General features: G+C 68.2%; 13 protein-coding genes. 7 read left to right on the top strand and 6 right to left on the bottom strand.

The annotated features are described in order from the left end of the window. Positions 1–91: 91 nt before the first annotated feature. Genes BST28_RS02015 through BST28_RS02005 form a run of 3 tightly spaced genes read right to left on the bottom strand, consistent with a single transcriptional unit; the run spans position 92 to position 3,016 of the window. Positions 92–1,261, bottom strand: a complete 1,170-nt coding sequence (locus BST28_RS02015; protein WP_083079677.1) for an acyl-CoA dehydrogenase — start codon at positions 1,259–1,261, stop codon at positions 92–94. Between the two features lie 14 nt (positions 1,262–1,275). Continuing rightward, on the bottom strand, positions 1,276–1,791 hold the full coding sequence (gene purE / locus BST28_RS02010; RefSeq protein ID WP_083079676.1) for a 5-(carboxyamino)imidazole ribonucleotide mutase: 516 nt from the start codon (positions 1,789–1,791) through the stop codon (positions 1,276–1,278). Continuing rightward, positions 1,784–3,016, bottom strand: a complete 1,233-nt coding sequence (locus BST28_RS02005; RefSeq protein WP_420093417.1) for a 5-(carboxyamino)imidazole ribonucleotide synthase — start codon at positions 3,014–3,016, stop codon at positions 1,784–1,786. Before BST28_RS02005 ends, purE begins: the two co-directional genes overlap by 8 nt. Before the next feature lie 79 nt (positions 3,017–3,095). On the opposite strand from BST28_RS02005, the gene BST28_RS02000 reads away from it, so the two are divergent. Continuing rightward, entirely contained in the window at positions 3,096–3,743 is a 648-nt protein-coding gene (locus BST28_RS02000) for a GtrA family protein (RefSeq protein WP_083079673.1), read from the top strand. Here BST28_RS02000 and BST28_RS01995 read toward each other — a convergent pair. Then, on the bottom strand, positions 3,707–4,216 hold the full coding sequence (locus tag BST28_RS01995; protein ID WP_083079672.1) for a PH domain-containing protein: 510 nt from the start codon (positions 4,214–4,216) through the stop codon (positions 3,707–3,709). The genes BST28_RS02000 and BST28_RS01995 overlap by 37 nt on opposite strands. Before the next feature lie 8 nt (positions 4,217–4,224). Continuing rightward, the gene (locus BST28_RS01990; protein WP_083079670.1) at positions 4,225–5,064 is read right to left on the bottom strand and encodes a biotin--[acetyl-CoA-carboxylase] ligase; all 840 of its coding nucleotides are present in this window, start codon (positions 5,062–5,064) and stop codon (positions 4,225–4,227) included. A gap of 95 nt (positions 5,065–5,159) precedes the next feature. Here BST28_RS01990 and BST28_RS01985 point away from each other — a divergent pair, with 95 nt between their 5' ends. Further along, the gene (locus BST28_RS01985) at positions 5,160–6,134 is read left to right on the top strand and encodes an alpha/beta hydrolase (protein WP_083079669.1); all 975 of its coding nucleotides are present in this window, start codon (positions 5,160–5,162) and stop codon (positions 6,132–6,134) included. Position 6,135: 1 nt separating this feature from the next. Here the strand turns inward: BST28_RS01985 and ligD are convergent, their stop codons facing one another. Next, a complete protein-coding gene (gene ligD / locus BST28_RS01980; protein WP_083079668.1) occupies positions 6,136–7,041 on the bottom strand; it encodes a non-homologous end-joining DNA ligase in 906 nt (301 codons plus the stop codon). Between the two features lie 129 nt (positions 7,042–7,170). On the opposite strand from ligD, the gene BST28_RS01975 reads away from it, so the two are divergent. The 5 genes from BST28_RS01975 to BST28_RS01955 are packed head-to-tail and all read left to right on the top strand — an operon-like array spanning position 7,171 to position 11,165. Further along, positions 7,171–8,820, top strand: coding sequence for an acyl-CoA carboxylase subunit beta (locus tag BST28_RS01975; RefSeq protein WP_083079667.1), 1,650 nt, complete (start codon positions 7,171–7,173; stop codon positions 8,818–8,820). 59 nt (positions 8,821–8,879) lie between these two features. After that, the gene (locus BST28_RS01970; RefSeq protein WP_109560609.1) at positions 8,880–9,140 is read left to right on the top strand and encodes an acyl-CoA carboxylase subunit epsilon; all 261 of its coding nucleotides are present in this window, start codon (positions 8,880–8,882) and stop codon (positions 9,138–9,140) included. Between the two features lies 1 nt (position 9,141). After that, on the top strand, positions 9,142–9,780 hold the full coding sequence (locus BST28_RS01965) for a Maf family protein (protein ID WP_083079665.1): 639 nt from the start codon (positions 9,142–9,144) through the stop codon (positions 9,778–9,780). A 54-nt stretch (positions 9,781–9,834) separates the two neighbouring features. Further along, on the top strand, positions 9,835–10,749 hold the full coding sequence (locus BST28_RS01960) for a sulfurtransferase (RefSeq protein WP_207570011.1): 915 nt from the start codon (positions 9,835–9,837) through the stop codon (positions 10,747–10,749). Continuing rightward, positions 10,749–11,165, top strand: coding sequence for a SufE family protein (locus BST28_RS01955; protein WP_083079661.1), 417 nt, complete (start codon positions 10,749–10,751; stop codon positions 11,163–11,165). The genes BST28_RS01960 and BST28_RS01955 overlap by 1 nt, the downstream gene beginning before the upstream one ends. The last annotated feature ends 14 nt before the right edge of the window (positions 11,166–11,179 follow it).

Raw genomic sequence — 11,179 nt, 5'->3', positions numbered from 1 at the left:
CCTTCGGCCTTGATCACCGCGAGATTGCAACCATGCAGGTGACTGCGCGCATTTCGCTGCATGGTTGCAATCTCGCGGAAATGTGGGCTGCTCAGCGCAGCAGGTGCCGGCTCATCACCACGCGCTGGATCTGGTTGGTGCCCTCATAGATCTGGGTGATCTTGGCGTCGCGCATCATCCGCTCGACCGGGAAGTCGGTGGTGTAGCCCGCCCCGCCGAACAACTGCACCGCATCGGTGGTGACCTCCATGGCCACATCGGAGGCGAAGCACTTGCTCGCCGCAGAGATGAAGCCCAGGCCGGTCTCCCCGCGTTCGGCGCGCGCGGCGGCGCTGTAGACCATCAGCCGGGCCGCCTCCAGTTTCATCGCCATGTCGGCGAGCATGAACTGCACCCCCTGGAAGGTGGCGATGTTCTTGCCGAACTGCTTGCGGTCCTTGGTGTATTCGATCGCCGCATCCAACGCCCCCTGAGCGATACCCACGGCCTGGGCGCCGATGGTCGGGCGGGTGTGATCCAACGTGCGCAGCGCGGTCTTGAACCCGGTCCCGGGCTCACCGATGATCCGATCACCGGGGATACGGCAGTTCTCGAAGTACAACTCGGTGGTCGGCGAGCCCTTGATACCGAGCTTGTGCTCCTTGGGCCCGATCGTGAAGCCCTCGTCATCGACGTGCACCATGAACGCCGAGATACCGTTGGCATCCAGATCAGGGTCGGTCACCGCCATCACCGTGTACCAACTCGACTTGCCGCCGTTGGTGATCCAGCACTTGGAGCCGTTGAGGATCCAGTCGTCGCCGTCGGCCTTGGCCCGGGTGCGCATCGCCGCGGCATCACTGCCCGCCTCCCGCTCGCTCAATGCGTAGGAGGCCATCACCTCACCGCTTGCCAGGCCCGGCAGCACCTGCCGCTTCAGCTCGTCGGAGCCGGCCAGGATCAACCCCATGGTGCCCAGCTTGTTCACCGCCGGGATCAACGAGGACGACGCACACACCCGCGCGACTTCCTCGATCACGATGCATGCCGCCACCGAGTCCGCACCCTGCCCGCCGTACTCCTCGGGCACATGCACGGCGTTGAAGCCCGAGGCGTTCAAGGCCGCCAGCGCCTCCTCGGGGAAACGCGCCTGCTCGTCGACCTCCTTGGCGTAAGGAGCGATCTCCTTCTCCGCCAACGCCCGAATCGCCGCCCGCAGCTCGTCGTGCTCTTCGGGGAGTTTGAACAGGTCAAACGACGGATTCCCGGCCCACCCAGCCATCACAGCCTCCTAAGCTACTCGCCGGTAACTTTACCTTGTAGTTTCGCGTCCTTCGCAAGCACGGTGTCCGCCAGTTGCTGTTGGAAAGTCTCCATCCGGGCCCGTAATGCCGCATCGGCGGAGGCCAGAATACGCACCGCCAGCAACCCCGCGTTGCGCGCGCCGCCGATGGAGACGGTGGCCACCGGCACCCCGGCCGGCATCTGCACGATCGACAGCAACGAGTCCAGCCCGTCGAGACGTGCCAGCGGAACCGGCACCCCGATCACCGGCAGCGGTGTGGCCGAGGCCACCATCCCGGGTAGGTGCGCGGCCCCGCCCGCCCCGGCGATGATCACCTCGATACCGCGGCCGGCCGCGGCACGGGCGTAGTCGAACATCCGCTGCGGGGTGCGGTGCGCCGAGACCACCCCCACCTCGAAGGGGATGTCGAACTCGGCCAGCGCGCGGGCCGCGTCCTCCATCACCGACCAGTCGCTGTCGCTGCCCATGATCACGCCTACCCGGGGACCGGGCTTGTGCTCACTCATGCGGATCCCATCCATCGCTCCATTCCCCGTGCGACAACCAGTGTGCCGCGCTCTCGGCCCGCTCACGCAGCTTGGCCGACGCCGTGGCGTCATCACCGAGCAGGTTGACGTGCCCGATCTTGCGGCCCGGCCGCTCGTCCTTGCCGTAGAGGTGCACACGCGCGTCGGGATAGCGGGCGAACAGGTGGTGCAGCCGCTCGTCCATCGTCATCGCCGGCGGCTCGGCAGCACCGAGCACATTGGCCATCACGGTCACCGGCACGACCGGGGAGGTGGCGCCGAGCGGATAGTCCAGCACCGCGCGCAGATGCTGCTCGAACTGGCTGGTGGCCGCACCGTCCATGGTCCAGTGCCCGGAGTTGTGCGGCCGCATCGCCAGCTCGTTGACCAGCAGCTCTCCGGCCGTGGTCTCGAACAGCTCGACGGCCAGCACCCCGACCACACCCAACTCGTCGGCCAGGCGCAGCCCCAATTGCTGTGCGGCAGCAGCAGATTCAGCAGGAAGATCGGGTGCGGGCGCGATCACCGTCACACAGATCCCGTCTTCCTGCACCGTCTCCACCACCGGCCACGCCGCGCCCTGGCCGAACGGCGACCGGGCGACCAGCGCCGAGAGCTCCCGGCGCATCGCGACCCGCTCCTCGACCAGCACCGGCACCCCGGAGGCCAGGTACTCGGCGGCGGCGGCCCGGGCCTGGACCACATCGTCGACGATGGACACTCCGCGCCCGTCGTACCCGCCCCGGGTGGTCTTCACCACCATCGGGCCGCCGGTCAGCTCGGCGAACTCGTCGACGGCCTGCAGAGTCTCGATGGCGGCGAACCGTGGCACCGGCGCCCCCAGGGCCGCCAGCCTGCGTCGCATCACCAGCTTGTCCTGAGCGTGCAGCAGCGCAGCCGGCGGCGGCGCCACGTTGACACCCTCGGCGATCAGCTTGTCCAGCAGTTCGCCGGGGACGTGCTCGTGGTCGAAGGTGAGCACGGTGGCTCCGGTGGCGACCCGGCGCAAGTCGTCGAGGTCGGTGTGCGAGCCGATCACCACGTCCGGGGTGACCTGGGCCGCCGGCTCGTCGGCCGCGCCGGCCAGCACCCGCAGCCGCTGGCCGAGCGCGATCGCCGCCTGGTGGGTCATCCGGGCCAGCTGACCGCCGCCGACCATGGCGACCAGGGGGCTGCGGCCACTTGCCGATGGCGGCGCGGTGGTTGGGGGTTTCGGCACGGGCAATATCGTGTCACGTCGGGCCGTCTGCGTCCTTATCCAGTCGTTAGGCGCGGATCAGGCAAAGTCCGTACACTGGCGACTTGTGTCTTTTACCGACGCCACGATCGCCCGGCTGCCCCGGGTGATCCGGCCGCTGGCCGAGCGCCACCATGAGTTGATCAAGTTCGCGATTGTCGGCGCGACCACCTTCGTCATCGACTCGGCGCTGTTCTACACGCTCAAGCTGACGATCCTGGAACCCAAGCCGGTCACCGCCAAGGTCATCTCCGGCATCGTCGCGGTGATCGCGTCCTACATCCTCAACCGTGAGTGGAGTTTCAAGGACCGCGGTGGCCGGGAGCGCCACCACGAGGCGCTGCTGTTCTTCGGGATCAGCGGTGTCGGCGTGCTGCTGTCGATGGCGCCGTTGTGGTTCTCCAGCTACGTGTTGCAGCTGCGGGCGCCGATGGTGTCGCTGACCATCGAGAACATCGCCGACTTCATCTCGGCCTACATCATCGGCAACCTGCTGCAGATGGCGTTCCGGTTCTGGGCGTTCCGGCGCTGGGTCTTCCCCGACGAGTTCGCGCGCAGCACCGATGCCGCGCTGGATGCGACGATCGAGACCGGCGCACTCGCCGAGGCGATCGAGGACTCCCTGGAGGGCGGCCCGGACAGCGGAGTGGTCACCCTGTTCCGGCGCCCGGCACGCCGTCAGCCCGCAGCGGACGGGTTGTCGAAGACCTCGTGATACAGCAGCGCGTGGACCTGTTCCACGCGCGGGATGTCGTAGAACTCCAGCGGTTCCTGTGACGCCGACTCGATGATCAGCGTCCCGGTACGCAGCATCCGGTCGATGAGCCCGTGGACGAACTCCACACTGTTGATCCGCGCCAACGCGATGTCGATCCCGCTGCGCGTCAGCAACCCGTGCCGGTACATCACGCGCCGGTCGGTGACGACGAAGTGGGTGGTCAGCCAGGTCAAAAACGGCCAGACCGCCAGCCAGCCGACCACCACCAGCCAGATCACCCAGATCACCCCGAAGACCACGTTCTTGGCGTTGGGGTCCCAGGCCCGCGGGTTGACGATCCCGGAAGCGAAGCCGGCGCAGGCCGTGGCCAACAGCAGGGCCAGCAGCGGCAACAGCAGGCGTTTGACGTGCGGATGACGGTGCAGCACGACCTGTTCGTCCTCGGCCAGCACGTTCTCGGGGTAACCCACGGCCGGCCCTAGCCGAGACCCGCTGAATCGCCGGGCCGCAGCCGCGTGACATCGCCGGCCGACACCGTGACCGTCTCAGTACCGGTGTTGATGATGAGCCGGCCCGTGTCATCGATCGCCTCGGCGAGGCCCTCGACCCGATGGTCACCGGGGGTGTCGGCGCGCACCCGGGCGCCCAGTGTGCAGCTGTAGCGCCGGTAGTCCGCCGCCAGCGCCTCATCCGCCCCACCGGCTGAGCGCCACGCCGCGATCCGGGCCGCGAGGTGCCGAAGAACCTTGTTCGCCAAGAGATTTCGGTCGAGCATCGAGGCGCCGAGCATCGCCAGCGAGACCGCCGCCGGATCCGGCGCCTCGGAAGCGGTCATGGTCACGTTCAGACCGAGTCCGACCACGATGAGCGCCTTGGGCGCAGCCACCTCGGCGAGGATCCCGGCCAGCTTGCCTTGCATGTCCGAGCCCACCAGGACGTCGTTGGGCCACTTCAGGCCGACCGGCAGATCCGCGACCTCGGTGAGCGCGTCGGCCACCGCCACCCCGGTCGCCAAGGTCAGCCAACCCCATCCCGATGTCGGCACCATGTCCGCGGCGACCCCCACCGACAGTGCCAGTTGACTACCCGCGGGGGCCACCCAGTGCCGCCCGTGCCGGCCGCGACCGGCCGTCTGGTATTCGGCCAGCAGCACCGCGCCATCGATGTCCTCGCCCGCCGCGGCGCGGGCCAACAGATCGGCATTGGTGGATCCGGTCTCGGTGACCACATCCAGGGCGCGCCAGGGTTGACCCGGGCCGGTCAACCCGTCTCGCAGAACGGTTGCGGCAAGCGGCGGCCGCGGTGGCTGAGCATCCATTTCGCCAAGCCTAGAGGCCGTGCCGTCGCCGCGCCGGTTGAAACGCCCGACCGCAGGGTACTCCAACTCCTGAACACAGGAGAGCGGGAAGTCGAATGGTCACCGTAGGCTTGACGAGGCGAATTCATCGCCGCCACAGTGCACAATCGGTGGCGGTCTCGTTGGCCAGCCTGTTCATCGTCAAGAATGTCGTGCGCGCGTGGGCTATTCGGCCGGACCTGGCGTGGCCGTTGACATCTGTCGACCGGTTCGCCGGCTGGGTGCCCTATCGGCCGGCGATGACAGTTGAACGCGTCCGGCTGGGACACTGTGCGGCCGAACGGGTCCACGCCGCGAGAACATCGAGGCAGCGCGCGATCCTGTACCTGCACGGCGGCGCATTCCTGACCTGCGGGCTCAATACCCACCGCTCCCTGGTGGCTCGGTTGTCGCGGGCCGCCGACGCCTGCGTCCTCAACGTCGATTACCGAATGTTGCCGTCGCACCGGATATCCGACGCGATCGAGGACGGCCTGAGCGGATTGCGCTGGCTGATGCGTCGCGGCTACGACCCCGAACAGATCGTGATCGCCGGTGATTCGGCCGGCGGCTATCTGGCTTTCATGACGACCCTGGCCGCACTGCAGGCTGGGCTGGCGAAACCTGCTGGCATTGCCGTGGTTTCGCCCTTCACCGATGCGGATCCGACGGCGAAGATGCGGCACCGCAACGCCAATCGGTGTGCGATGTTCCCGCGCGGAGCGCTGGCGGCGTTCACCCGCTTTCTCCATCGGGCCCAGGTCGTTTCACCGGTGGACGCCGACCTGTCGACGCTGCCTCCGGTCACCATCCACGCCAGCTCCGACGAACTGCTGCTGCCCGACGCCGAGGTCATGGCGCAGCGCCTGCAGGCCGCCGGGGTCCCCTGTGATCTGCACTTGTGGGAAGGCCAGATTCACGATTTCCCGCTGGCGGCCGATGTGCTGCCCGAAGGCCGCCGGGCGATCCGCTACATCGGTGACTTCGTCAAGGAAGTCACCGAAGTTCTCGAACCCAACCCGGCTCCCAAACCCGGTACGGCCGTCGCCTGAGCTAGGCGCCCAGCTTCGCCAGCCGATGCCGGCGCGACGCCACAGCGCACGCATGCCGATGCATGTCGGCCCACGGATCACCGCGTTCGGACAACCGCTCGGGCACGTCGCGCAGGGTGAACCTGTCCGACCGCATGCCCGGCACGTCGAGCTCCTCCCACTCCAACGGGGTGGCCACCGGCGCGCCCGGGCGGGCCCGGACCGAGTACGGCGCAACCGCGGTCTGCCCGTAGGCGTTACGCATCACGTCGACATACAACCGGCCGTCGCGGCCGGCCTTGCGAATCTCGCACGTTCGATGCACCGGGTCGTCGTCGACGACCAGCCCGGCAATGGCGCGGGCGAACTCGCGAGCGGTGTCGAAATCGGCGTGGCCCCGCAGCGGCGCGACGACGTGCAGGCCGCGAGAACCCGTCGTCTGCACGTAGGCCGTCATACCCAGCTCCTGAAGGACGTCGGCGACCGCACGGGCGGCGGCCCGGACCACGGCGAAGTCGGCGTCGGCAGGGTCCAGATCGAACACCAGGCGGTCCGGCCGATTCAGATGCGGCCGGCGAGACAACCAGGTGTGCAATGTGACGCAATCCTGGTTGGCCGCCCATACCAGCGCCTCGTCGCGTCCCACCACCGGATGCACGACGGATCCCGCCGCGGACTTTTTGGGGACCTCGGCCCGCTCCATCCAGTCCGGCAATGACGCGGCGAAGTTCTGCTGGATGAATCCTTCCTCCTCGATGCCGCCGGGAAACCTGGTCAGCGTGAGCGGACGGCCGTCCAGGTGCGGCACCATCACCGGCGCCACCTGCGCGTAATAGTCGATCAGGTCGCCCTTGGTGATCGGGTCGTGGCCGGCCGACGGCGGGAACAACACCCGGTCCGGATGAGTGATCGCGACCTTGGGCTTCATGGCAACCGCGTACCCGCTGGCATCGAGGCGGTAAACCGACCCGCGCCGGTCACACGTTGTGCTTGCGCGATCTGGGCCTAACCGGGTCCGGTCGGGAGAACCGATGGTCCGCGATTAAGATCATTTCTTATGACCGTTACTGAGCACTCCGGGGAGTCCGCTGTAGAAGCCCAGAGCGAGCACGTCGTCGACATCCACACCACCGCAGGCAAGCTTGCCGACCTCAAGCGTCGGACCGAGGAGACCCTGCACCCGGTCGGGGAAGCCGCGGTGGAAAAGGTGCACGCCAAGGGCAAGCTGACCGCCCGTGAGCGCATCCTCGCCCTGCTCGACGAGGGGTCGTTCGTCGAACTCGACGCGCTGGCCAAGCACCGCAGCACCAACTTCGGTCTCGCCGAGAAACGCCCACTGGGCGACGGGGTGGTCACCGGTTACGGCACCATCGACGGCCGCGAGGTCTGCATCTTCAGCCAGGACGCCACCGTCTTCGGCGGCAGCCTCGGTGAGGTCTACGGCGAGAAGATCGTCAAGGTCCAGGAGCTGGCCATGAAGACCGGCCGGCCGCTCATCGGCATCAATGACGGCGCCGGCGCCCGCATCCAGGAGGGTGTGGTCTCGCTGGGCCTCTACAGCAAGATCTTCCACAACAACATCCTGGCCTCGGGCGTGATCCCGCAGATCTCGCTGATCATGGGGGCCGCCGCGGGCGGTCACGTCTACTCCCCCGCCCTGACCGACTTCATCGTGATGGTCGACCAGACCAGCCAGATGTTCATCACCGGCCCGGACGTGATCAAGACCGTCACCGGCGAGGACGTCACCCAGGAGGAACTGGGCGGGGCCCACACCCACATGGGTAAGTCCGGCACCGCGCACTACGTCGCCTCCGGCGAGCAGGACGCCTTCGAGTACGTGCGCGACCTGCTCAGCTACCTGCCGCCGAACAACTACGCCGACCCGCCGCGCTACCCGGTGCCGGCTCCCGCGGGCGCGATCGAGGACAACCTCACCGCCGAGGACCTCGAACTGGACACGCTGATCCCGGACTCGCCGAATCAGCCCTACGACATGCACGAGGTGATCACCCGGATCCTCGACGACGACGAGTTCCTCGAGGTGCAGTCCGGCTACGCGCAGAACATCATCGTCGGGTTCGGCCGCATCGAGGGCCGCACGGTCGGCATCGTGGCCAACCAGCCCACCCAGTTCGCCGGCTGCCTGGACATCAACGCCTCGGAGAAGGCAGCCCGGTTCATCCGGACCTGCGACTGCTTCAACATCCCGATCGTGCTGCTGGTCGACGTGCCCGGCTTCCTGCCCGGTACCGAGCAGGAGTACAACGGCATCATCCGACGCGGCGCCAAGCTGCTCTACGCCTACGGTGAGGCCACCGTCGCCAAGATCACCGTCATCACCCGCAAGGCCTACGGCGGCGCGTACTGCGTGATGGGTTCCAAGGAGATGGGCGCCGACGTCAACGTCGCCTGGCCGACCGCACAGATCGCGGTCATGGGCGCCTCCGGCGCGGTCGGTTTCGTCTACCGCCAGCAGCTCTCCGAGGCCGCCCGCAACGGCGAGGACGTCGATGCGCTGCGCCTGAAACTGCAGCAGGAGTACGAGGACACGCTGGTGAACCCGTACGTGGCCGCCGAGCGCGGCTACGTCGACGCGGTGATCCCGCCGTCGCACACCCGCGGCTACATCGCGACGTCGCTGCGGCTGCTGGAACGCAAGATCGTCCAGCCGCTGCCCAAGAAGCACGGGAACATTCCCCTGTGAGCGGCGCGAGCGGAGTGAGCGCAGCGAGGGACGCGAGTGACGCGAGCAGTGAAGGCGCTGTGAGCGGCGACAAGAGCGACGACACCCCGGCCCAGGAGGCTCCCGCAGCCGCCGAGCCGCACATCCGGGTGCTCAAGGGCAACCCCACCGACGAGGAGGTCGCGGCGCTGGTCGCGGTCCTGGGCACGGCCGGCGCCGGCGCGGCCGAAACCGGAGCACCAGAGCGCAATCTGTGGGGCCACCCGGTGGACAAACTCCGGTATCCGTTGTTCAGCTGGCAGCGGGTGACCCTGCTCGAGCGCACCCACCTGCGCCGGTGAGGTGACGCGCTTCGTCCTCGGGTCCGCGTCATCAGGCCGCTTGGCCGTGCTGCGGGGCGCCGGGATCGACCCCCTGGTGGTGGTCTCCGGGGTGGACGAGGACGCCGCCGCGGCGAGCCTGGGCCCCGACGCCGAACCCGCCGCCGTGGTGTGCGCCCTAGCGCGCGCCAAGGCCGAAGACGTCGCGGCCCGCGTGGACCCGGCGGTCGCGACGGATTGCGTGGTCATCGGATGCGATTCCATGCTCTACATCGATGGCGAATTGGCCGGTAAGCCGCCGTCGGTGCACGAGGCCCGCCGCCGATGGCGGTCGATGGCCGGGCGCGCCGGCCAACTTCACACCGGTCATAGCTTGATCTGGTTGCAGGATAACGAGATACGTCATCAGGCCGCGGAGACTGCGGTGACCACGGTGCGGTTCGGGACACCCACCGACGACGACCTGGACGCCTACCTGGCCACCGGGGAGTCGCTGCGGGTGGCCGGCGGCTTCACCCTGGACGGGCTGGGCGGCTGGTTCATCGACGGCGTCGACGGCGACCCGTCCAGTGTCATCGGGATCAGCCTGCCGTTGGTGCGGTCCCTGCTCGCCGGCGCCGGCCTTTCGATCGCCGCGCTGTGGGCGGCCAACCCGGTGTAGGCGAGGCGCCGTCTCGCTGCGACGCGGGAGACCGGGGTGGGTAGGCTCGACACCGTGCCAGTGCCTGCCGACCCCAGCCCCGCCCTGCAGTCCTACGCCCACCCCGAGAGGTTGGTCACCGCCGACTGGCTCGCGGGAAATCTTGGTAAACCCGGTCTCGTCGTGGTGGAGTCCGACGAGGATGTGCTGCTCTACGACGTCGGCCACATCCCCGGCGCGGTGAAGATCGACTGGGTCACCGACCTCAACGATGCCCCGGTCCGCGACTACATCACCGGTGAGCAGTTCGCCGATCTGATGAACCGCAAGGGAATCTCGCGCGACGACACCGTGGTGATCTACGGCGACAAGTCCAACTGGTGGGCCGCCTACGCGCTGTGGGTGTTCACCCTGTTCGGCCACGAAGACGTCCGGCTGCTCGACGGCGGACGCGACCTGTGGGTGTCCTCGGGCCGCGAGACCACCCTGGAGGTGCCGTCGAAGACCACGACCGGTTACCCGGTGGTGCAGCGCAACGACGCTCCGATCCGCGCCTACAAGGACGACGTGTTGGAGATCATCGGCCGGGAGCCGCTGATCGACGTCCGCTCGCCGCAGGAGTACACCGGCGAACGCACCCACATGCCGGACTACCCGGAGGAAGGCGTGCTGCGCGGCGGCCACATCCCCACCGCGATATCCATCCCGTGGAGCAAGGCCGCCGACGACGCCGGCCGGTTCCGCAAGCGCGAGGAATTGGAAGAGCTCTACGGGTTTCTGAAGCCGGAGGACAAGCCGGTCGCCTATTGCCGCATCGGGGAGCGCTCCAGCCACACCTGGTTCGTGCTGACGCACCTGCTCGGCATGGAGGGGGTCCGCAACTACGACGGCTCCTGGACCGAGTGGGGTAACACCGTGCGGGTGCCCATCGTGGACGGCCCGGAACCGGGTCGGGCGCCCGCGGCAGCTCAGGGAGCCGCAGCGAGCTGATGAGCCTGCCGGAAGGATTGGCGCAGGTGGCTTCCGATTTCGCGGAAGTCGACGGGCAGGACAAGCTGCGGCTTCTGCTGGAATTCGCCGACGAGTTGCCCGACCTGCCCGATCACCTGGCGGAATCGGCCATGGAGCCGGTGCCGGAGTGCCAGTCGCCGTTGTTCCTGCACGTCGACGCCGCTGACCGGCAGCGGGTGCGGTTGTACTTCAGTGCGCCCCCGGAGGCACCGACCACTCGGGGGTTCGCAGCGATCTGGGCGGCCGGTCTCGACGGTCAGCCCGCCGACGTCATCCTGGCGGTGCCGGAGGATTTCGCCTCCAGTCTGGGCCTGGCGGCGCTGATCAGCCCGCTGCGGCTACGGGGCATGTCGGCCATGTTGACCCGTATCAAGCGGCGGTTACGCGCGGCATAGGGGCACCTGGAACA

Origin of the sequence: Mycolicibacter kumamotonensis (assembly GCF_002086285.1) — a bacterium.
Taxonomy (GTDB): Bacteria; Actinomycetota; Actinomycetes; order Mycobacteriales; family Mycobacteriaceae; genus Mycobacterium; species Mycobacterium kumamotonense.
This window is presented reverse-complemented; position numbering and strand designations above follow the sequence as displayed.